The organism is Pseudomonas sp. TE3899 (assembly GCF_056279105.1).
This window is the reverse complement of record NZ_JBWBQR010000001.1, coordinates 395,001-417,483: the sequence shown is the minus strand read 5'-3', so window position 1 is coordinate 417,483 and position 22,483 is coordinate 395,001. Positions and strand designations below refer to the sequence as shown.

Sequence of the window (22,483 nt, the reverse complement as noted above, 5' to 3'; positions counted from 1 at the left end):
CGCGGAGCGGGGGAACGATCAGTGTCAGGGTTTGAATCCTTGGGCCAACAGCCAACTACGAACAACCCTGCCCTGCTCCACCGTCAACCCGGCCAACGCCTGCTCAGCCGGTTCAGCCCACAACCGCCGCACCAACGGCGCCAACTCAACCCCCTGCACATGCCAGATCCCCAACGGCTGATCCGCCGTGATCACCACCTCGGCCTCATCCACAAATCCATCGCGCAGTACGGGCGCCCGCTCAATTCGCAACGAGGCAAAATCCGCCTCGGCGTGGGCCACTTCAGCATCCGGCCAACAGCGCCGCGCCTGCCAGAACGGCCGCTCCCGCCAGCGCTGTTCATCGGCATAAAAATCCCGCCCGATCCGCGCAAAGCGCAAAAACAACTGCTCCACCCGCTGCCGATGAAAGCACTGGGCCAACGCCGCTCGCTCGGGCTTACGCAACAACGTGTTGATCACCGTCGGCGCCTGCAACGCCGAGGACAGGGACTGGAAAATCCCGTTGCCCGACAACGGATCCACCGCCATCGCTGCGTCGCCTACGCGAATCCAGTTATCACCACAGACCTGCGGAGACAAAATCGCCGTGCTGCTACGGGCGTGCAATTGCAGATCGTTCTGCGGCTGATCACCGAAAAACGCCCGAGCCACTGCCGATTCGTGGCGCCGCTGGCGACAGTACTCGAGCAACATCGCCTTACCCGGTAACGAAGCGCTGGCCACGTCCACCGTCCATTGCCAGTAACACTGCCCGTCGGCCCGTCGCGCCATCCAGGCCCAGCCGTCCTCAAGGCTTTCCACGGCGCTGGCGGTGTCGCCCGGCGTGCCTTGCCAGCGATTGAGCAGGCTGACTGTCTCCGGGCCGCGCAGGCCTTTACCGAGGGTCGGAGTTGAACGGCCCCGAGCTTCCACCAGAAAATCCGCGACCAGCACTTCGTGTCCTTCGATCTCGACCCGATGCCCCTCCGCTGAGGTCTGCACCGTCAGCACTCGGCCTTCGATCAACTCGACCCCAGCCCCACGCAAATCCTCGCGCAGGCCGCGATCAAAACTCGGGCGATCCAGTAAAAATTCGATGTTCTGCGCGTGCTGCTGGCCGTTCCACGACACCTGCCGTTGTGAAGGCAGCGCCGCGTCTGCCAACGCGTGGTTCAGACCCGTGCCACGCAACGCCTCCAGCACCCGTACGGAAACGCCTTCCAGCGCAGCAAAGCGTCGCCATTCGCTGACCAGCGTCACCGGGTATCCGAGCCGGCGCAAACCCAAAGCCACCGCTGCGCCCGCCGGGCCTGCGCCTAGAATACAAATCACGGTCCGAAGCGCCGTTCAGGGCCGCGATAACGGGCGTGATCCCGCAGCCATTCGATGACCTGCTGATTGCTCGCATCGGGATACACCACCAGAAACCCGGCGATATGCCCGCTCAACGCAGCACACCCCAGACTCGCGCCGGACTGCCCCGGATACGTCCCGTGCACACACGCGGCGAAATCCGCCTGGGCGCTGTTGAGCCACGACCATTCGTTTTCCGCGCAACGGGCATCGCCGGTCACCCGCAACACCTGCGGATACTTCGCCGGAAACACGCCCTCGCCCTGGGCCGGACTCGATGCACACAGCAACACGCCTCGCGCCACGGCTGCCGCACACGCTTCGCGCAACAGGCTGCGATCCTGACGCAATCCGAGGCTCAGATTAATCAGCCGCACGTCCTGCGCCACCAGCCAATCAATCGCCGAGGCAATCTGCAAGGCACTGGTCACGCCACGCTGGTCGAACACCTGCGCCACACAGAACACCGCTGCCGGCGCTCGCCGCCCAATCGCCTCGATCACCGCGCTGCCGTGACCGAGCGGATCGTCGCGCAAATCCCCTTGCGCCAGCCCATCCTCCAGCAACGAAAACCTGCGCCCCGCGACCACCTGCACCCGCTGCGCCGCCGAGTGACCGCTGTCCACCACGCCAATCCGCAGTTCAGGCTTCATGCAGCACCGTTTTTGATGTGAGCACGCCGTCGAGCAATTCAAAGCGCAGATCGGCATCAGCCAACGTCGAAGGGCGATGGCTGATGAGGATGCGCGTGCGTCCGGCAAACAAGCGGTCGATGGCTTCGATCACTTCGCGCTCGGTGGCTTCATCCACCGCCGAAGTGGCCTCGTCGAGCACCAGGATCAACGGGTCCTGCAACAGCGCCCGGGCAATGGCGATCCGTTGTTTCTGCCCGCCGGACAACTGCTGGCCACGCTCGCCCAACGGACTGTCGAGGCCTTCGGGCAAGGATGCGATCAGGCTGTCGAGTTGCGCCAGCCGTGCGACTTCAGCGATGGCGTCGCGACTGGCGTCCGGCACCGCGTAGGCCAGGTTATCCGCGAGGCTGCCGCGAAACAGCACGATGTCCTGACTGACCACCGCAATGCGCCGCCGCAGCTGGAACAGGTCCAGATCCCGCAGGTCTACGTCCCCGAGCAGCACCCGGCCCGACTGTGGATCGTGATGCCGTTGCAGCAGGTCGATCAGGGTTGTTTTACCCACGCCAGAGCCGCCGCTCAGGGCGACTTTCAAGCCGTAAGGGATGCGCGCATCGATCCCGCTCAAGGTGCTCGGGCGCCCCGGATGACTGAAATGCACATTGTCGAAACGCAACTCGCCAGAGCTCGGCATCGGCTGCGGCGTGACCGGGGTGAGCACGGTCGGTTCTTCGCCGCGCAACTCCATGACCCGCCCGAGGCTGACGGTCATGCGCTGGATCGCCACGTAGAGCCCGAGCAGGCTCTGCACCGGCCCCACCGCCATCCCGAGGTAAGTGGAAAACGCGATCAGCGCACCGAGCTGCCACGTGCCCTGCACCACCCAATAACCGCCGATCAAGAAGGCACAGGCACGGGACAATGAGGTCAAAGTGCCCGGCACAGCCTGGGTGAAAAACTCGGTGACTTGCAGGCGCAGCAACTGGCTCATATAGCCCTGGCCCAACGTCTCCAGCCGTCGTGCTTCGCGCTGTTGCTGGCCGGCAGACTGGATGAATTTCATCACCGGCAAGGTCTCGACCATAAACGAAGACATGTCCGCCGAACGCTCGCGCAACTGCCGTACATCGCGCTCGACCTTGCGCCGCATCCAGCGCAGCCACAGCACGTCGAGGGGAATCAGCACCAGCGCCAGCAGCGACAATTTCCAGGACAAGGTCAGCAGCATCGCGATGGAGAAGACCAGGCCGATCACGCTCGATACCGCCGAGAACAGCGAGTCCACGGCAAAGCGCTGGATCTCCGCCACATCGCCATCCAGGCGCGACATCAAATCGCCGATGCGCCGCTGGCCATAGAAGCTTGGTGACAAGGTCTGCAAGTGCCGATACAAGTCATCACGCAGGGCAAACAGAATCCGCCCGGAGAGCCGCGTGTGCAGGTAACGGTTGATCCCCGACAGCGCGGTGCCAAGCAAACCGGCGACGATCATCAAACCGGCAATCAGCACCAGCACCGGGAAGTTGCGCCCCAGCAGGCCATCGTCGATCAGCAACTTGGTCAGCCAAGGTTGCACCAGCACCAGCAACGAAGCGCAGACTGACAACCCGAGCAACCCGGCAATCGCCAGCCGATGGGGCCGCACAAAACTGTAGAGCCAGCGCAGCGCCGCTTGCAGGGCTTGCGGGTCGCGGCTGTCGATCAGCCGCACGATCAGGCGCTGCATCACAGGCGCAACTGCTTGAGTTTGCGATACAGGGTCGCGCGGCTGATGCCGAGGGCGTCGGCGGCGGCCGAGACGTTGCCTTGGTGCGCGTCCAGGGACTGGCGAATCAGCTCCAGTTCGTTTTCACGAATGCTGCCGGCCTGGGGGCGTTCGGTGGCGGTGAGGTCGTCGAGCATGCTGTCGGGCAAGTGGTCGAGGGTGAGCACGGTGTCGCCCGCCTCGCGCATGGCCAACGCGGTGCGCAACACCATCTCCAATTGGCGAATGTTGCCCGGCCAGTGATAGCCGCCGAGCAATTTGCTCAAGTCATCGTGCAAGGTCACTGCCGGGGCATCGAGTTTGGCCAGCAGGCGACCGACCAGACTGCTGAAATCCTCGCGCTCGCGCAGGGCCGGGAGCATCACGCTGATGCCGTTGACCCGGTAGAACAGGTCTTCGCGAAAGTGTTTGTCTTCCACCAGGCGCTTGAGGTCGCGGTGGGTGGCGCAGATCAGGGCGACGTCGATGTCTTGCTCTTCGCCGGCGCCCAACGGCGCGACTTTGCGGTCCTGCAACACCCGCAACAACCGGGCCTGCAACGCCAGTGGCATGTCGCCGATTTCATCGAGGAACAAAGTGCCGCCGTGGGCCTGTTGCAGGCGCCCGACCATACCGCCACGCCGGGAACCGGTGAACGCGCCTTCGCGGTAGCCGAACAGTTCCGACTCGATCAGGCCTTCGGGAATCGCCGCGCAATTCACTGCGACGAAGGGTTTATCGCAACGGGTGCCGGCCATGTGCAGGGCGCGGGCGATGACTTCCTTGCCGGTGCCGGTTTCGCCGAGCAGTAGCACCGGCAACTCATTGGCCAACCCTTGGCGGGCCATGCGCAAGGCGCGGGCGTAACGCACATTGCTGCCGGCCAGGGATTCAAGATCCGGTTGCGGTTTGGCGGGTTTGGCCACCGGGCGGGTTGTGGTGCCAACGTTGATCGACCGCTGGGGCGCGCGCAGGGTTTTGTAGAAGAATTCGCCCTTGGCGGTTTGCAGGCTGCCGATACCGCCCTGTTGCAAACGAGCCAGCAATTGCAGGCCATCGACGCCGAGAAACTCTTCGCAACGATGCCCCACCAGCGCCGAACGCTCGGCCCGCAGCAGCTGACAGGCCTGGGCGCTGACCGCGAGAATCTGTCCGCCGAGGCTCACCGCCAACAGGCCCTGCCACGGGGATTCGAGGTACTGCCGACGGCTGTGGAACGCGAGAACGATTTGATCCGGATAACTGGCGTTGAACACCCGGCTTTCGATCTGGCTGACCGCCATGGCCAGCAGCGCGGTGCTGTCGTGGACGCGGCCGAGAGGGCCTTCGCGGGTCAGGTCGAGGACGCCGAGGATATCGCCTTGAGGGCAGTGAATCGGCACCGAAGTGCAGGAGAAATCGCTCAGGCGATCCAGGTAGTGTTCGCCGCAATCGATCAGGGTTGGCCGGGCTTCCACCAAAGCGGTGCCGAGGGCGTTGGTGCCGCGAGCGGCTTCGCTCCAGCAGGCGCCAAGGGTGATGTCCTGCAGGCCGGAGCCCTTGAGACGATCGGCGCGGCCTTCGACGGCGAGGATGGTGGCGTCGGAATTGGCGAGGATGATCAGGCCTTCTTTGCCCTGGCGTTCGGCCAGGTAATCGATGGCCGGCATCGCGGCGTCGATCAGCAAACGGTTGCTGGCCAACAGCACTTCAAGGCTGGCGCTCGATTCCAGGGTCAGCTCGTGCTTGCCATTGAAATGCACGCCATGGCTGAGGCTGCGCCGCCATGAAGCGTCGATTTCCGCACGCAGTACGCCATCAGGGACTTCGCCTTCGAGGTGAAGCTTTTCCCGGGCCAGCCGGGCTTCCTGATGGGGTTTGGGATGTGTTGTTTTTATGAGTGTCATCAAGCGCTCCGCAGCGGTCCGCTTTGCGCTTTTTGAGATCAGCGCCGTGGCGTCAATCTTTACGTTAACGTCAGGGCGATGGCAAGTGCCGTAGGGCGTTTGTGTTGCATCTGGGGGACCGCGTTAGCGTTCTTCGCGGGCAAGCTTGTTCCTACAGGGGAATGTGATCACCTGTAGGAGCGAGGCTTGCCCGCGAAGGCGGCCTTCTGGACACCTCACACCTCAGAGTTGCCACACCTCGGCATTCACAAAAAACGCCCGCGCATTGTCCTCCAGGCTTTCCAGGTGATACCCACCCTCCTGCACTATCAAACACGGCAACCCCAGGCTACGAATCCGCTCCCCCAACCGCGCAAACCCTTCCCGGGTGACCGCCACTTTGCTCTGCGGATCGAGCTCAAAAATATCGAAACCCAGGGACAGCACCAACACCTCGGCGCCGAAGTCCTTCACCGCCGCCAACGCCACCTCAAGTTGTCCGAGGAAATCCGCTTCACTGGCGCCGTGGGCCATCGGCAGATTCAGGTTGAACCCCTCCCCCGCGCCAACGCCACGCTCATCGGCAAACCCGGCCACGCCCGGATAGAAATTGGTCGGATCGCCATGCACCGAGACGTACAGCACGTCGTCGCGGTCGTAGAAAATCTCTTGAATGCCCTGACCGTGATGCATGTCGGTATCAAGCACCGCCACCCGCTCGAACCCTGCGCGCAAGACCTGCGCCGCCACTGCCGCGTTGTTGAGGTAGCAGAAACCACCGGCCGCTTCTGCCCGCGCATGGTGACCTGGCGGACGGCAAAGTGCATACGCCGCCGGCTCGCCATCGAGTAAAGCCTGGGCGCCCGCAATTGCGCTTTGCGCCGACCAATAAGCCGAGCGCCAGGTCTGCTCGCCCACCGGGCAACTGCCATCGGCCAGATAACGAGCGGCTTGGGCGAGGATCCCGCGCAGGGCATTGGGCTCGCGGACGAAGATGTTCGACATCACTTCATCGCCCCAATCTTCGGGGATTTCCTTCCAGCGTTGATGGGCTTCCTTGAGGAACGTCAAATACGGCGCGCCGTGAACCGCCAGTAATGGCGCGAGTCCGGCGTCGGTCGGTTGCTGGACCTTGAAGCCCAGGGAATGCGAAGCCTGTACCAATCGTTGCGCACGCTCCGGGACTTCCTGCGGCGTGCGCATCTGCCCGCGGGAGTAGTAGCTGCGTGGGTGATGGAGCAATTGTTCGGGGTGGAAAAAACTGCGCATGGGATAAATTCCTGTTCTGAAACGGAGCGCGCTCCCCTGTAGGAGCGAGGCTTGCCCGCGAAGGCGTCAGCACATTCAACATCTATGTTGACTGACACACCGTCTTCGCGGGCAAGCCTCGCTCCTACAGGGGTTGTGGGTTATTCAGTTCTTTCGGCGCGGGCCAGTACGGCGTTGAGCAGCACGTCGGTGCCCTGGCGCACATCCTCGGGCAACACATCCTCGGCTTCGTTATGGCTCAACCCACCCACGCACGGGATAAACACCATCGCTGTCGGGCAGTACCGCGCCAGGTGAATCGCATCATGCCCGGCGCCGCTGACAATCGATTGCTGAGCGTAGCCCAGGGCATCCACCGCGTGCTGCACCGCCGCCACGCACTCGGCGTCGAAGGGTGTCGCCGGGCTGATCCAGTGCGGCGTGATCGTCAGGTTCAACCCGCGACCCTCGGCAATCGCCTGGAGTCGCGCGCGGACTTGCTGCTCCATCGCCTCGATGGCTTCGTCCCGGTGATGGCGCAGATCAACCGTGAAATTCACCAACCCCGGAATGGTGTTGCGCGAAGATTTGTTAATGCTCAACTCGCCCACCGTGGTCAGGCCTTCTGGGGCGAAATCGGCAGCCAGAACCTCGATGGCCTGGATCATCCGCGCCACGCCGTACAGGGCATCCTTGCGTAATGGCATCGGCGTGGTGCCAGCGTGGGCGGCCATGCCTTCGACCCGCACGTCGAGCCAGCGAATCGCCTGGCCGCCCGTGACCACGCCGATGCTCTTGGCGTTGTCTTCAAGGATCGGCCCTTGCTCGATATGCGCTTCAAAATACGCATCCACCGCGCCACCCAACGGACGCTCGCCGGCATAACCGGTGCGTTGCAGGGCTTCGGCAACGCTGATGCCATCGATGTCACGCACTGCCAGCGCCGCGTCCAGTTTCATGATCCCGGTGAACACCGCCGAGCCGAACATCGCCGGGGTGAAGCGTGCACCTTCTTCGTTGGTCCACACCGCGACTTCCAGCGGTTTGCGGGTCTGAATACCCAGATCGTTTAGGCAACGCACCACTTCCAGACCAGCCAATACACCGTAGACGCCATCGAAGCGGCCACCTTCAGGCTGGGTGTCGAGGTGACTGCCCATCATCACCGGCGCAGCGTCCGGATCGGTGCCTTCGCGGCGGGCAAACAAATTGCCGATGGCGTCCACGCTCAGGGTCATCCCGGCTTCGCGACACCAGTGGGCGAAGAGTTCGCGGCCAGCCTTGTCTTCATCACTGAGGGCCAACCGGCAACTGCCACCCCGCGCCGTGGCGCCGATTTCGGCCATGGCCATCAGGCTCGCCCACAGGCGTTCACCATTAATCTTCAACATAAGTAACTCCTCGAAAATCGGGATTAAGCGTTGGCCAATTCGATACGTTCAGCACTGGCATGGCGGCGAGCAAGGGACAAGACGCAGATCAGCGAAGTGGCGGCGATCAGGCTGTAGAACACCGCCAGCGGCCACCATTGGCCGGCGAATTTGTGCGCCAGCAGCGTGCCGATCAACGGCGTCAGGCCACCGGCCAGCGCACCGCAAATCTGATAAGCCAGGGAGATCGCGGTGTAGCGCACGCGGGTCTCGAACATGCCGCTGACGTAACCGGCGATCACCGCGTAGAACGAGGCCATGCACACCACCGCCAGGGCGATGCCGAGGATGATCAGCGACGGCTGGGCCGAGCTGACCAGCACGAACATCGGATACGGCGAGGCCATCGCCAGCAGCGACATCAGGCACAGGAAACGCGTCGCACCGATTTTCTCGGCGACCCAAGCCGCCAATGGCTGAATGCAGAACTGAATAATCGCCACCACAAACAGGCACTCGAGGATCAGCGAGCGCGGCAACTCAAGTTGCTGGGTGGTGTAGGCGATCATGAAAGTGTTGGTGAAATACACCCCAGCGATCCCGAGGGTGTTGGCGCCGATGCACAGCAGCAATGGGCGCCACGCGGTACGCAGCACTTCCATCACTGGCGCCTGCTCCTTGCGTGTGCTTTTGCTGGCCAGTTCGCGGCTGGCGAGGAATTCCGGCGATTCATTCACACCGAGTCGAATCGCCAAACCCACCAGCAACAACAGCGAACTGGCGAGGAACGGTAGGCGCCAGCCCCAACTCATCAAGTCTTCTTCCGGCAAGCGAGTGACTGCACTGAAGGCCAGCAACGACAAGATCAAACCCGCCGGGCTGCCCAGTTGTGCAAAGGAAGCGAAGAAGTTGCGACGGCCCTTGGGCGCATGCTCGCCGGCCATCAACACCGCCCCGCCCCACTCGCCGCCGACGGCAATGCCCTGGACGATGCGCAACAGGATCAACAGCACCGGCGCCGCAACGCCGATTTGCGCGTAGGTCGGCAGCAAACCGATGCACACCGTGACCACACCCATCATCAACAAAGTGATGATCAGCGACTTCTTGCGCCCGATGCGGTCGCCGATATGACCAAAGATAATCCCGCCCAACGGTCGCGCAAAAAAGCCCACGGCGAAGGTGCCGAACGCGGCCATGGTGCTGAACAGTTTGTCGTCGGAGGGGAAGAACAGCGCACCGAACACCAGGGCGGCGGCGGTGGCGTAGATGTAAAAGTCATACCACTCGATCATGGTGCCGATAAAAGCTGCAGCTGCCGCACGGCGCGGTTGGGACGAAGCTTGGGGCTTCATGGGTCGGGCTCCTTTGATTGTTTTTTTGGCAGGAGAAAATCGGATGCATCAAGGCACTCTGGCGGCGCCTGTCTGGGGGTGATTTATCGTCTCGGGGCTATGATTAGTCAATTTTCTATTTATTATGCGGACTATTACTCCAGCTTATAATCGAGAACTACCATGGCCGAACGCGACGTGCAACGCCTGCTCAACGACCGTCTGGACTGGAACCTGCTGCGCACCTTTCGGGTCATCGGCCAGGAGCTGAGCATCAGCCGCGCCGCCGCACGCCTGCACTTGACGCAACCGGCAGTGAGTCAGGCGTTGAAGCGGCTGGAAGAACAACTGGGCCGACAATTGATCGCCCGGCGCGGACCGCGATTTGCCCTGACCGAGGTCGGCGAGCAGATCTTCGAACTGGCCGGGGAAATCTATGGGCAGATGTCGCAAGTCAGCAGCGTGCTGGAGCAACCGGCCGACGAAGTGATCGGCAAGGTGCGGTTGCTGATCATCAGTCGGATCTTCTCTGAGCGTTTCGATGACTTCCTCGCCGACTTTCACCGCCAGCACCCACGGGTGGATCTGGAAGTGGACGTGATGCGCAGTTCCGACATCGTCAGCGCTTTGCAGGAGAAAACCGCGACCCTCGGTTTGAGTCTCAATCGCCGGCCACAACCACGCCTGGAACAGCGACTGTTCCTGCGTCAGCGCTATGCGTTTTTCTGTGGCAAGCACCATGCATTATTCGGCCAGCAGAACGTCGCTGAGGGGGATTTGCAGCGGGAGAATTTCGTCAGTTTCACCAGCGATCAGATTGGCGGCATGCTGTCGCCGCTGACGATTTTTCGTGATCAGCAGGGTTTCAGCGGACGCATTGTGGCGTCGTCACCGAGCCTGGAAGAAGTCCGGCGACTGGTGATCGCCGGGTTCGGCATCGGCTGTCTGCCCGAGCACGTGGTGGCGGCGGACGTCGACGCCGGATTGCTCTGGCGCCTGCCGCCCCACGAAGGGATTGCCGATGTGGACATTCATTTGTTGTGGAATCGCGAGCAGCGCATGAGCCGCGCGGAGACACTGTTTATCGAGAGCTTGCAGGCGTGTTTGACGGCTTAGGTTTTTAAAACCTGTGCAATCGGTTCGCCGGATTTTAAGCGTTCCAGCAAACGTGGCTCCGCGTGGTCGGAAGCCAGGGCCTGATCGATGACAGAGGCCGCGGTTAGCCAGTCGAGAAACAGCACGCCGTTGTCGTCCGCCAACACCAGATCCCCGGGATTTACCGTGACGCCAGCGCAGTGGATTGGCTGATTGATCTGGCTATCGCCGCGACCATGCAGCTTGGTGGTCAGCAAACTGGTGCCACGAGCGAACAACGGTAGACCCGCCTCACGCAGTTCCAGCAGATCAGTCACCGCCCCGTCCACCACAATCCCCGCCGCCCCGGCGCATCCCGCCGCGCAGCTGGTCACCGCGCCAACCGGGGCGTGCCGGTAATCGCCCCCGGTGTCGATCACCAGCACATCACCGGGTTTGATCAGCGCCAACGCCTGGTTGACCGCGATGGCATCGGCACCGACCAGTTTCAGGGTCAGTGCGCGACCGACCACTTTCACATTGGGCACCATCGCCCGCAGTTGTGAGTCGGCGAAGCCCTCCTCCAGGAAATGGCCGAGGGTTGGAAAGCTCACTGCTTTGAGCTGCTCGATCAGTTTCGACTCATCCATTGTGCAACTCCTTCGCTATCAACTCGGCGACACACTCGATTTCCAGCGACACACCCCACAACGTCACGCACACCGTGGTGCGTGCCGGCGGCGCATGGCCGAGGAGTTCGCGATACACGGCGTTGAACGGTTCCAGTTGCGCCGGATCGGTGAGGTAGGCGTTGACCTTGATCACATGGCTGAAATCGGAGCCGGCTTCAATCAGGATCGCCTCCAGGTTGCGCAAGGTTTGTCGCACTTGTTCGGGGAATTCGGCGGGTTGATCGTCGAGCCCACTCTGAGCCGGAATCTGCCCGGCGGTGAATACCAGATGACCGCTGACCACAGCCTGGGAGTAAGGCCCGACCGGGCCGATGAAACCCGGGGCGGATTGGATTCTGCGCATGCTTTGGAACTCCTGGGCTTAGGCCGCAGCCGATTTAAAGGGTTTGTGCTGCGGGTCGGCCGGAGCCTCGATTGGGACTTCGCTGATGTCACGCTTGAAGGTCTCGGTCAGTAGCAACAATGCCAGCAATGAAATCGCTGCCGCGCCGATCATGTACCAGGCCACCGAAGACCCTTTGCCAGTTGCCGCCAATAAAGCGGTGGTGACAATCGGCGTCGCCGCGCTGCCGAGCAAACCGGACAACATGTAGCTGATCGACAACCCCGAATAGCGCACCCGCGTGCCGAACAATTCGGCGAGGAACGTCGCAATCGGTCCGTAGTTGGCGGCGAACGCGGTCATCAACATCAGGTAACCGAAGATCACCAACGGCAACTCTTTGGTGTCCATCAACCAGAACATCGGGAACGCCACCAGGGCTTCAGCAACGATGCCGGCCACGATGATCGGCTTGCGTCCGTAGCGGTCCGACAGCGCGCCAAACACCGGCAACATGACGATGCACCAGGCGCAGGACAGCAACACCACGCCGAGCATCGTGCTGCGACTGAAGCCAAGATTTTGCGTGCCGTAGGTCAGGCCGAACGCGACGATGATGTTGAACGAGGCACCGGTCGACATCGTCGCGATGCCGCCGAGCACCACTTGCTTCCAGTACTTGCGAAACACTTCGGCCAGGGGCATTTTCACCTGCACTTCGGCTTCCTTGACCTTGTTGAAGGCCGGGGTTTCGGCGATGTTCAAGCGGATATACAAACCCACGGCGATCAGCAGCACGCTGGCGAGGAACGGGATCCGCCAGCCCCAGGCCAACAGGTCTTCCGGGGACAGGTAGGCCGCGATCAACAGGAAGGCCAGGTTGGCGATCATGGTTCCGGCCGGGACGCCGATTTGCACCCACGAACCGTACAAGCCGCGCTTGTTGGCCGGCGCATGTTCTACCGCCATCAACACCGCCCCGCCCCACTCGCCGCCCAATGCCAGGCCTTGAATCACCCTGAGCAATAACAGCAGGATCGGCGCCCAGATGCCGATGGCGGCGTAGTTGGGCAACAAACCGATGGCGAACGTGGCGGCGCCCATGGTCAGCAGTGAAATCAGCAACATCGACTTGCGGCCCAACTTGTCACCGAAGTGCCCGAACAATGCGGCGCCGACGATCCGCGCCAGGTAGGCCGAAGCAAAAGTACCGAAGGCCAGTAACGTACCGATCAAGGGCACGAAGTCTGGAAAGAACACTTTGTTGAACACCAGCGCGGACGCCGTAGCGAAAACAAACAGGTCGTACCATTCAACGGTGGTGCCGATGACACTGGCCACAGCAACTTTTTTCATGCTGATCGGCGGGTCGCCGGACTTTTCTGCGGACGATAGATCGCTCATCACTGACTCCAGGAATTTGATTAATTATTTTTTTACTGGCAGTAAATCGTTTGAGAGTGAGGGATTGTTGTTATGCCTCGCCCAACTCAGTGGGCGAGTTTGTTGTCAGTAACCGAGTGTTCGGTCGGCACAGTTCAATAACGGTTCATCGGCGTTTAAACGGCGCAAGTTCTCCGCGACTTGTTCGGCAATACAGTCATGGGAAGCGGCCGAGGCCATGTGTGGCGTGATCGTGACGCCGGGCATGCTCCAGAGACGATGATCGGCGGGTAGCGGTTCTTGTTCGAATACATCCAGCAACGCGCCGCGCAGTTTTCCGGTTTGCAGGGATTGTTCGAGATCATCGATATTCAGGTGAGCGCCGCGACCGCAATTGATTAGCGCGGCGCCGCTGGCCAGGTGTTCGAATGTTTTGTTGCCAAGAATGCCGCGGGTTTCGCTAGTCAGCGGCAACAAGTTGATCAGCAGTTCCACGCCATCGAGAAACGGGTTCAGTTGTTCCGCACCAGCAAAGGTCTGGACACCGCTTAGATCCTTGCTGCGACGGGCCCAACCCCGAACGTCGTAACCGGCGGCGGTCAGATCCTGGGCGATGGCGCTGCCCAACGAACCCAGCCCCATCACCCCGACCTTGAACTGCCCCGCCGCCCGTTGCAGCGGTCGCTCCCAATGCTGTTGCCGCTGGTGCTGCAGCACTTGGTCAAAGCCTCGGTGGTAGTGAATCACCGCCCAACGCACGTACTCGGTCATGCCCTGGCGATGGCCTGGATCGACCACCCGACACACTGGCAAATCCGGGCACGACGGGTCGTGTTCCAGGTGATCGATACCGGCGGCGACCGAGTGAATCACTTGCAGGTTCGGCAATGCCGCGAGGCTGCCGGGCAAGGGAAACCAGCACGCCGCAATTTGCGCATTCTTGGCCAACGGATCGTCGGCCAGCACCGTGGTGAGTTGCGGTGCGCTGCGGGCGAACGCGGCTTGCAGTTGCTTGAGTAACAGGCTGTCGCGGGACATCAAAACGACGGTGTTCATGAAAGGTAAGACTCGCGCTGGGATTCGATCAGGGTCAGAGCGGCCTCCCAGGCCAGGTCGATGATGTTGTCCTGTTCATCACGGTCAAACTGTTCGGCGGTGTGGGCGCAGACTTCCGGCGACGGGTAATGCAACGCCGAACCACCGGCCAGCGCCGCCACTTGCGCCTGACAGGCACGCTCCAGAAAGTGGATTTCCTGGAACGCCTGAGCCACACCGGAGCCGCCGACCAGCAAGCCGTGATTGCGTAGGATCATTGCCCGGTGAGGGCCGAGGTCGGCGATCAAACGCTCGCGCTCATCCAGCGACAGGGCGATGCCTTCATAGGTGTGATAGGCCAGTTTTCCGTAGAACTTCAGCGCGTGTTGACTGATCGGCAGCAAGCCTTGCTTCTGCGCCGCGACCGCCATGCCTGCAGCGGTGTGCGTGTGGATCACGCAGTTCAGGTCCGGGCGGGCCATGTGGATCGCCGAGTGAATGACGAAGCCGGCGGCGTTGACTCGATGACCGGCGTATTCGGGATCGACGATGCGCCCGTCCTGATCGATGCGCACCAGGTCCGAGGCGCGCATGCGGTCGAAAATGACCCCGTAGCGGTTGATCAGGAAATGATGCTCAGGCCCCGGGATGCGCAGGGTGATGTGGGTGTCGATCAGGTCGGTCATGCGAAAGTGCGCGACCAAGCGATACAGCGCCGCCAGTTCGCAACGGGCTTGCCATTCAACCGGGTCGATGTGTGCGGGTTTACTCACGAATACACCTCTTTAGCAGCGTGGGTGACGACCGGGTTGGCGCGCAGGCGGGCCAGGCCGCAAACACCGATCAGGGACAAGGCCGAGAGCAAGGTGAAGAACACCGCCAGCGGCCACCATTGCCCGGAAAACTTGCTCGCCAGTAGCGTGCCGATCAGCGGCGTGGTGCCGCCGGCCAGGGCGCAGCTCAACTGGTAAGCGATGGAAATGCCCGAGTAGCGCAGGTGCACCGGGAACGCCTGGGTCATGTAACCGGCAATCACCGCGTACAGCGCCGAGAGAATCACCACCGCCAAGGCAATGCCGAGGGTCATCAGCACAATATTTTGCGTGCCGACCAGCAGGAACATCGGGTACGGCGTGACCATGCACAACAGCGCGACGAGTTTGAGGAAGCGACCTTCACCGATGCGCTCGGCGAGCAATGCGGATAGAGGTTGCGAGAGCAATTGAATGACCGTCACCAGAAACAGGCAATCGAGGATCGTCGAGCGCGGGATGCCCTGGTATTGGGTGACGTAGGTGATCATGAAGGTGTTGGTGAAGAAGAACCCGGCGGAACCGATGGTCACGGCGGCTGCGGCGAACAGGATCTGCCGCCAGCAGGTGCGGATCACATCCTTCACCGGGTATTGGGCGGTTTCGTTGTTGTCCCGGGCCTTGGCGAATTCCGGCGATTCGTGGACCCCGGAACGGATCATCAGGCCCACCATCATCAGCACACCGCTGGCGAGAAACGGCAGGCGCCAGCCCCAGGCGAGGAAGTCCGCTGGCTCAAGGGATGTCACCAAACGAAAAGCGATCAACGCCAGCAGCAAACCTGCCGGGCTGCCGAGTTGGGCGAACGAAGCGTAGAAAGTTTTGCGCTTGGCCGGTGCGTGCTCGCTGGCCATCAGCACTGCCCCGCCCCACTCGCCGCCGACGGAAATACCCTGAATCAAACGCAGCACGATCAGACCGACCGGCGCCCAAATGCCAACGCTGGCGTAGCTGGGCAGCAGACCGATGCCCGCGGTCGCCAGGCCCATCAGCGCCATGGTCACCAGCAGCATTTTCTTGCGACCGAGGCGATCACCCAAATGACCGAACACCATGCCGGCCATGGGGCGGGCAATGAAGCCGACGGCGAAACTGCCGAACGCGGCCAAGGTGCTCATCACCGGGTCGCTGCTAGGAAAGAACACTTGCCCGAGCACCAGCGCCGCCGCAGTGGCGTAGATGTAGAAGTCGTAGAACTCGATGGTCGTGCCAATAAAGGCAGCGGCCGCGGCGCGTCGCGGTTGAGGGGTGGTGTGCATGCAAGGACCCTGTGTATTTATAGTTTTGGGCAGGTGCTGAAGGCTGGCTACGGTTGCACTCTGTGGTGCTTGTGGGCTTTATCGCTTCCATGCCAGGATTAGTCAATTTTCAAATTCTTATCTTTACTATTAGCCCTGCTACTACATGGATGATTTATGCCCTCCACGTCGAACCCTTGGGTCGGTCGTCGATTTCTCAATGACCGCCTCGATTGGAACCTGCTGCGCACTTACCTGGTGATCGGCCAGGAAGGCAGCATGAGCCGCGCTGCCGCGCGTTTGCACATCACCCAGTCGGCGGTGAGCCAGGCCCTGAAACGTCTTGAAGAACAATTGGAATGTGTGCTGATTGCCCGTAGCGGGCGACGCTTTGATCTGACGGAAACCGGGGAAGAAGTCCTGCGCATTGCGGCGGATATCTACGGCGATATTTCCCGCTTGGGCACGGTGGTGGAAAGTCGGCATGACGATGTGGTGGGCAAGATCCGCATCCTCACCGTCAGTGGCGTGCAAGCGCGGCACTACGATGAGTTTCTTGCGGACTTCCATGAAACCCACCCGAAGATCGAGCTGGAAGTCGAGGTGATGGGAAGCTCGAACATCATCAGTTCGTTGCTGCAAAAGACCGCGACCATTGGCGTCGGTCTGTGTCGATTACCGCAGCCACGGCTGGAGCAGCGGGTGTTGTTTCGCGAGCGCTATGCGTACTTCTGCGGCCAGCGTCATCGTCTGTTCGGTCAGGAAAACCTGACCCTGGAGCAACTGGCGGCGGAGAACTTCGTCAGCTTTACCAGCGATCAACTGGGCGGCAATCTTTCACCGTTGACGCTGTTTCGCGATGAACAGGGGTTTACCGGCAAGATCGTCGCCTCCTCCACCAGTTTCGAAGAGATTTACCGCTTGATCTGCGCAGGGTTTGGAATTGGGTGTTTGCCGGTGCACCTGGTGCGACGGGATGTCGAGCAGGGTTTGCTCTGGCGTTTGCCGCCGGAAGAGGGGGTGGTGGATTTCGATATCCAACTGCTGTGGAATCGCGAGCAGAAGATGACGCAGGCGGAAACGGTGTTCCTGGAGAGCTTCCAGCACATGCTCAGCATCCGTGAGCCTGTGCTGTGAAGCTCTGAGCGCTAGACGTGAGGATCGCCCGGCGGTTTGGCCGGCGTGGCGTATTGCGGCTTGAGATGGCCGTCCTGGTCGAGTAGCCAGGCGTCCATGATCTGCCGCACCACAGGACCGGCCACCCGACCACCGGCCTCGCCGTTTTCGATCATGACCGAGATGACAATCTTCGGGTGTTCAGCCGGGGCGAAACCGACGAATAAGGCGTTGTCGCGGTTACGCTCCAGGGTTTTCGCCCGGTTGTAACGCTCGCCCTGTTTGATCGCCACCACCTGCGCGGTACCACTCTTGCCGGCGATGCGGTACTGGGCGCCCACCGCTGCTGCCCGGGCGATGCCGCGTGCATCATGCATCACCATTTGCATGCCATGGTTGACCTGTTCCCAATCACGCGGATCCTTGAGCAGGATGTTCGGCATCGGGTTCTCGTCCACCGGCGCAACGCCATCGACGGTCTTGGCCAGGTGCGGTCGGTTCCACACGCCTTTGTTGGCAATCAGCGCCGTGGCCTGGGCCAGTTGCAGCGGCGTAACCTGCATGTAGCCCTGGCCGATGCCGAGGATCACCGTTTCACCCGGGAACCATGGCTGCCGGCGCGTGGCGCGTTTCCAGGCTTGGGATGGCATCAGGCCGGCCGATTCTTCGAACATGTCCAGGGAGACTTTCTCGCCGAGGCCGAACATGGCCATGTAGTCGTGCAGCCGATCAATGCCGAGCTTGTGCGCCAGGTCGTAGAAGTAGGTGTCGTTGGAGCGCATGATCGCCGCGTCCATGTCCACCCACCCGTCGCCGCTGTGATTCCAGTTGCGGTATTTGTGATCGAAGTCCGGCAGTTGGTAGTAACCCGGATCGAAGACGCGGGTTTGTGGGGTGACCACACCGGAGTCGAGGCCGGCAATGGCCACTTCCGGCTTGATGGTCGAGCCCGGCGCATAGAGGCCGCGCAGGACGCGGTTGAACAGCGGCCGGTCGATGGAGTCGTGCAGCGCCGCGTATTCCTTGAAGCTGATGCCGGTCACGAACATGTTCGGGTCGAAACTTGGCTTGCTGACCATGGCCAGCACTTCGCCGGTCGATGGATCGAGGGCGACCACCGAACCACGGCGATCCCCCAAGGCATCCTCGGCGGCTTCCTGAAGGTGGACGTCGAGGCTCAGTACGATGTTTTTGCCGGGGGTCGGATCGGTGTGCTTGAGCACCCGCAGCACGCGGCCCTGGGCGTTAGTCTCGACTTCTTCGTATCCGACGTGGCCGTGCAACTCGGACTCGTAGAATTTTTCGATGCCGGTTTTGCCGATGGACTGAGTGCCGCGGTATTCCACCCCGTCCAGCGCCTTGGATTCTTTTTCGTTGATGCGACCGACGTAACCGATCGAGTGGGCAAAGTGCGCACCCATCGGGTAATGGCGGACGAATTGCGGCTCGACATCCAGACCCGGCAGACGGAATTCGTTAACCGCGAGGACGGCGATCTGCTCTTCGGTGAGTTCATAGAATAAGGTCACCGGGACAAATGGATGCCGTGCCTGCTTCATCGCCTTGTCGAACAACGCGCGGTCTTCGGACGGCAGGTGCAGGAGATTGATCACCTCATCCAGTTCTTCTCTGACGTCTGTGGCGCGTTCGCGGGTGATGGTCAGGTTGAAGCTGGGCCGATTGTCCGCCAGGACCACCCCATTGCGGTCATAGATCAGCCCACGTGTCGGGGTGATCGGCAAAACGTGGACGCGGTTGTTTTCGGAGATGGTCGAGTGATAGTCGAATTCGATCACTTGCAACACGTACATGCGCACGACCAGTGCGCAGGTGATGGCGACCACAAACAAGGCGCAGGCCATCAGTCTTTTATTGACCAGGCGCGTCTCTTTTTCGTGATCCTTGATGGGTATCGGTTCGGGCATTTCTGCAGCAGCTCTTTGACTATGAAGGGGGTGCCGATCCTCAGCGTTGTCATCAGTCCATTAAAAAACGAGCTGCACCATACCAAAAATGACGCCGGCACTTTAGCGCGATTTCCTCGAACGGTTGTCCTTGAGGGCCAAAACGACGGTCGGGCGTGTGTGGTTTTTGGGTGAACTCGTGCGTTTTACTCAAGATTGATATTCCCATTCATGCATTTTTCTTGCAGATGCGCCTGTAGATACTGGGTGCATGTCATTCCCTCTCTGGAGTTTTTCATGCACTCACGATTTCAACGATTACTGGGCTCGAATGGATTTTCCATTGGCCTTGAATTGCCGCTGGATAACGATTGGTCCAGTGATGGGCAACGGTTGCGAATGGCCGAGGACAGACCTTTTGGTGTTCCTGACCTGAAGCAGCACGCCGCCATGGCACGCTTGGCCGACAAGGCTGGGTTTGCTGCGCTTTGGGTTCGCGATGTACCGGTGTACGACCCCAATTTCGGCGATGCGGCGCAGGTATTCGAAGCCTTTTCGTATTTGGGTTATCTGGCGGGGATTACTGACAACATCATGTTGGGGACGGCAGCGGTGGTATTGCCGTTGCGTCAGCCGTGGTTGACGCTCAAGGCTGCCAATAGTGTCGATGAGCTGAGTGATGGGCGGCTGCTTCTGGGCGTCGCCAGTGGTGACCGGCCGATGGAGTATCCGTTGTTTGGTGTGGACTACGGCCAGCGCGGCGAGATCTTTCGCGATACGGTTGAGCTGTTGCGTAGCCAGGGTGAAGGTCGCTTGCCTGAAGGCGCTCGGTTGCTACCAGAGCGTGATCAGGCGGTACCGTTACTGGTGGCGGGGCTTGGTCAGCAGTCACCGGCATGGATAGGTCAGCATATGGACGGTTGGCTCGCCTACCCTGGCACGCCGGATGAGCATCGTTGTCGCGTGGGGTTATGGCGTGAGGTCGGCGGCGATAAACCTTACATCAGCTTTGTTCATCTGGATCTGGAGGCCAATCCGCATGCACCGATGCGACGTGTACGCTTCGGTGGCAGTTGCGGACGCCTGGCATTGATTGATGAGCTGCAGGCTTTGCGGGACACCGGTGTGCAGCATGTCGGCCTGCACGTGCGCCGTAGCGAACGACCGGTGGCGGAAGTGATTGAGGAGATCGCTGAACACGTACTGCCAATGTTTCACTGAGGGTGCGGTTGGTTGTATTCAGGGATAGCCATTGAGCTGTCCCTTTTCTTTGCGCCACTTTTTCGAGGGCAAAAACAAAACCCCTACCTGCATACGCAGATAGGGGTTTCGGAATCTAATCTTGACGATGACCTACTCTCACATGGGGAAACCCCACACTACCATCGGCGATGCATCGTTTCACTGCTGAGTTCGGGATGGGATCAGGTGGTTCCAATGCTCTATGGTCGTCAAGAAATTCGGGTACTGAGTCGCGGCCAGCTGGCCTCGCTTCAGCAAATTGGGTATGTGATAGCTTTCGGTGTTTGTGAGTCTTTCGAACTTTCGGTTCGTTTCGTCTTCACACACCGCAATCTGCTCTTTCGACGCAAATTGCTTGGGTGTTATATGGTCAAGCCTCACGGGCAATTAGTATTGGTTAGCTCAACGCCTCACAGCGCTTACACACCCAACCTATCAACGTCGTAGTCTTCGACGGCCCTTCAGGGGACTCAAGGTCCCAGTGAGATCTCATCTTGAGGCTAGTTTCCCGCTTAGATGCTTTCAGCGGTTATCTATTCCGAACATAGCTACCCGGCAATGCCACTGGCGTGACAACCGGAACACCAGAGGTTCGTCCACTCCGGTCCTCTCGTACTAGGAGCAGCCCCTCTCAAATCTCAAACGTCCACGGCAGATAGGGACCGAACTGTCTCACGACGTTCTAAACCCAGCTCGCGTACCACTTTAAATGGCGAACAGCCATACCCTTGGGACCGGCTTCAGCCCCAGGATGTGATGAGCCGACATCGAGGTGCCAAACACCGCCGTCGATATGAACTCTTGGGCGGTATCAGCCTGTTATCCCCGGAGTACCTTTTATCCGTTGAGCGATGGCCCTTCCATACAGAACCACCGGATCACTAAGACCTACTTTCGTACCTGCTCGACGTGTCTGTCTCGCAGTCAAGCGCGCTTTTGCCTTTATACTCTACGACCGATTTCCGACCGGTCTGAGCGCACCTTCGTACTCCTCCGTTACTCTTTAGGAGGAGACCGCCCCAGTCAAACTACCCACCATACACTGTCCTCGATCCGGATAACGGACCTGAGTTAGAACCTCAAAGTTGCCAGGGTGGTATTTCAAGGTTGGCTCCACGCGAACTGGCGTCCACGCTTCAAAGCCTCCCACCTATCCTACACAAGCAAATTCAAAGTCCAGTGCAAAGCTATAGTAAAGGTTCACGGGGTCTTTCCGTCTAGCCGCGGATACACTGCATCTTCACAGCGATTTCAATTTCACTGAGTCTCGGGTGGAGACAGCGCCGCCATCGTTACGCCATTCGTGCAGGTCGGAACTTACCCGACAAGGAATTTCGCTACCTTAGGACCGTTATAGTTACGGCCGCCGTTTACCGGGGCTTCGATCAAGAGCTTCGCGTTAGCTAACCCCATCAATTAACCTTCCGGCACCGGGCAGGCGTCACACCCTATACGTCCACTTTCGTGTTTGCAGAGTGCTGTGTTTTTAATAAACAGTCGCAGCGGCCTGGTATCTTCGACCGGCATGGGCTTACGCAGTAAATGCTTCACCCTCACCGGCGCACCTTCTCCCGAAGTTACGGTGCCATTTTGCCTAGTTCCTTCACCCGAGTTCTCTCAAGCGCCTTGGTATTCTCTACCCAACCACCTGTGTCGGTTTGGGGTACGGTTCCTGGTTACCTGAAGCTTAGAAGCTTTTCTTGGAAGCATGGCATCAACCACTTCGTGTTCTAAAAGAACACTCGTCATCAGCTCTCGGCCTTAGAATCCCGGATTTACCTAAGATTCCAGCCTACCACCTTAAACTTGGACAACCAACGCCAAGCTGGCCTAGCCTTCTCCGTCCCTCCATCGCAATAACCAGAAGTACAGGAATATTAACCTGTTTTCCATCGACTACGCTTTTCAGCCTCGCCTTAGGGACCGACTAACCCTGCGTCGATTAACGTTGCGCAGGAAACCTTGGTCTTTCGGCGTGGGTGTTTTTCACACCCATTGTCGTTACTCATGTCAGCATTCGCACTTCTGATACCTCCAGCAAGCTTCTCAACTCACCTTCACAGGCTTACAGAACGCTCCTCTACCGCATCACCTAAGTGATACCCGTAGCTTCGGTGTATGGTTTGAGCCCCGT

The 22,483-nt window shown here is 60.4% G+C and carries 17 protein-coding genes and 2 rRNA genes (1 of these 19 running past the window's edge); 3 read left to right on the top strand and 16 right to left on the bottom strand.

What is annotated here, in order from left to right; translation table 11 throughout:
• Positions 1 to 24 precede the first annotated feature (24 nt).
• The 7 genes from qhpG to ACZ89E_RS01935 all read right to left on the bottom strand — a co-directional run bounded on the left by qhpG (position 25) and on the right by ACZ89E_RS01935 (position 9,552).
• On the bottom strand, positions 25 to 1,314 hold the full coding sequence (gene qhpG, locus ACZ89E_RS01965) for a flavin-dependent monooxygenase QhpG (protein WP_476254720.1): 1,290 nt from the start codon (positions 1,312 to 1,314) through the stop codon (positions 25 to 27).
• Entirely contained in the window at positions 1,311 to 1,988 is a 678-nt protein-coding gene (qhpE, locus tag ACZ89E_RS01960) for a subtilisin-like serine protease QhpE (protein ID WP_149661268.1), read from the bottom strand. The genes qhpG and qhpE overlap by 4 nt, the downstream gene beginning before the upstream one ends.
• On the bottom strand, positions 1,978 to 3,696 hold the full coding sequence (locus ACZ89E_RS01955) for an ABC transporter ATP-binding protein (protein ID WP_476254719.1): 1,719 nt from the start codon (positions 3,694 to 3,696) through the stop codon (positions 1,978 to 1,980). The genes qhpE and ACZ89E_RS01955 overlap by 11 nt, the downstream gene beginning before the upstream one ends.
• Complete coding sequence (locus tag ACZ89E_RS01950) at positions 3,696 to 5,600, bottom strand: sigma-54-dependent Fis family transcriptional regulator (protein WP_476254718.1); 1,905 nt, start codon at positions 5,598 to 5,600, stop codon at positions 3,696 to 3,698. Before ACZ89E_RS01950 ends, ACZ89E_RS01955 begins: the two co-directional genes overlap by 1 nt.
• 222 nt (positions 5,601 to 5,822) lie before the next feature.
• Complete coding sequence (locus tag ACZ89E_RS01945) at positions 5,823 to 6,848, bottom strand: histone deacetylase family protein (protein WP_476254717.1); 1,026 nt, start codon at positions 6,846 to 6,848, stop codon at positions 5,823 to 5,825.
• A 140-nt stretch (positions 6,849 to 6,988) separates the two neighbouring features.
• Positions 6,989 to 8,218, bottom strand: coding sequence for a Zn-dependent hydrolase (locus ACZ89E_RS01940; protein ID WP_149661264.1), 1,230 nt, complete (start codon positions 8,216 to 8,218; stop codon positions 6,989 to 6,991).
• A gap of 23 nt (positions 8,219 to 8,241) precedes the next feature.
• A complete protein-coding gene (locus ACZ89E_RS01935; RefSeq protein ID WP_149661263.1) occupies positions 8,242 to 9,552 on the bottom strand; it encodes an MFS transporter in 1,311 nt (436 codons plus the stop codon).
• A gap of 162 nt (positions 9,553 to 9,714) precedes the next feature.
• Between ACZ89E_RS01935 and ACZ89E_RS01930 the strand changes: the two genes are divergently transcribed.
• Positions 9,715 to 10,647 (top strand): LysR family transcriptional regulator, encoded by a 933-nt coding sequence (locus ACZ89E_RS01930; RefSeq protein WP_123516118.1) that lies wholly within the window; start codon positions 9,715 to 9,717, stop codon positions 10,645 to 10,647.
• On the opposite strand, the gene ACZ89E_RS01925 is transcribed toward ACZ89E_RS01930, so the two are convergent.
• From ACZ89E_RS01925 to ACZ89E_RS01900, 6 genes are all read right to left on the bottom strand, one after another.
• Complete coding sequence (locus ACZ89E_RS01925; protein WP_476254716.1) at positions 10,644 to 11,255, bottom strand: RraA family protein; 612 nt, start codon at positions 11,253 to 11,255, stop codon at positions 10,644 to 10,646. The genes ACZ89E_RS01930 and ACZ89E_RS01925 overlap by 4 nt on opposite strands.
• The gene (locus ACZ89E_RS01920; RefSeq protein WP_476254715.1) at positions 11,248 to 11,640 is read right to left on the bottom strand and encodes a RidA family protein; all 393 of its coding nucleotides are present in this window, start codon (positions 11,638 to 11,640) and stop codon (positions 11,248 to 11,250) included. The genes ACZ89E_RS01925 and ACZ89E_RS01920 overlap by 8 nt, the downstream gene beginning before the upstream one ends.
• A gap of 18 nt (positions 11,641 to 11,658) precedes the next feature.
• Positions 11,659 to 13,023 (bottom strand): MFS transporter, encoded by a 1,365-nt coding sequence (locus ACZ89E_RS01915; RefSeq protein WP_476254714.1) that lies wholly within the window; start codon positions 13,021 to 13,023, stop codon positions 11,659 to 11,661.
• 105 nt (positions 13,024 to 13,128) lie between these two features.
• Positions 13,129 to 14,058, bottom strand: a complete 930-nt coding sequence (locus ACZ89E_RS01910; protein ID WP_476254713.1) for a 2-hydroxyacid dehydrogenase — start codon at positions 14,056 to 14,058, stop codon at positions 13,129 to 13,131.
• Positions 14,055 to 14,810: a class II aldolase/adducin family protein gene (locus ACZ89E_RS01905; protein ID WP_476254712.1), complete on the bottom strand. Its 756-nt coding sequence runs from the start codon at positions 14,808 to 14,810 to the stop codon at positions 14,055 to 14,057. Before ACZ89E_RS01905 ends, ACZ89E_RS01910 begins: the two co-directional genes overlap by 4 nt.
• Positions 14,807 to 16,108 carry an MFS transporter gene (locus tag ACZ89E_RS01900; RefSeq protein WP_123409845.1) on the bottom strand — a complete coding sequence of 434 codons (1,302 nt, stop codon included), beginning with the start codon at positions 16,106 to 16,108 and terminating at the stop codon, positions 14,807 to 14,809. Before ACZ89E_RS01900 ends, ACZ89E_RS01905 begins: the two co-directional genes overlap by 4 nt.
• Positions 16,109 to 16,264: 156 nt before the next feature.
• Here ACZ89E_RS01900 and ACZ89E_RS01895 point away from each other — a divergent pair, with 156 nt between their 5' ends.
• Entirely contained in the window at positions 16,265 to 17,224 is a 960-nt protein-coding gene (locus ACZ89E_RS01895; protein WP_054053480.1) for a LysR family transcriptional regulator, read from the top strand.
• A gap of 11 nt (positions 17,225 to 17,235) precedes the next feature.
• Here the strand turns inward: ACZ89E_RS01895 and mrdA are convergent, their stop codons facing one another.
• The gene (gene mrdA / locus ACZ89E_RS01890; RefSeq protein ID WP_476254711.1) at positions 17,236 to 19,128 is read right to left on the bottom strand and encodes a penicillin-binding protein 2; all 1,893 of its coding nucleotides are present in this window, start codon (positions 19,126 to 19,128) and stop codon (positions 17,236 to 17,238) included.
• A 276-nt stretch (positions 19,129 to 19,404) separates the two neighbouring features.
• On the opposite strand from mrdA, the gene ACZ89E_RS01885 reads away from it, so the two are divergent.
• Positions 19,405 to 20,328: a TIGR03571 family LLM class oxidoreductase gene (locus ACZ89E_RS01885; RefSeq protein WP_476254710.1), complete on the top strand. Its 924-nt coding sequence runs from the start codon at positions 19,405 to 19,407 to the stop codon at positions 20,326 to 20,328.
• Positions 20,329 to 20,447: 119 nt separating this feature from the next.
• Here the strand turns inward: ACZ89E_RS01885 and rrf are convergent.
• Together rrf and ACZ89E_RS01875 are read right to left on the bottom strand one after the other, a co-directional pair.
• Positions 20,448 to 20,563 (bottom strand): 5S ribosomal RNA (gene rrf / locus ACZ89E_RS01880).
• A gap of 152 nt (positions 20,564 to 20,715) precedes the next feature.
• A 23S ribosomal RNA gene (locus tag ACZ89E_RS01875) occupies positions 20,716 to 22,483 on the bottom strand; it runs 1,124 nt beyond the window's last position.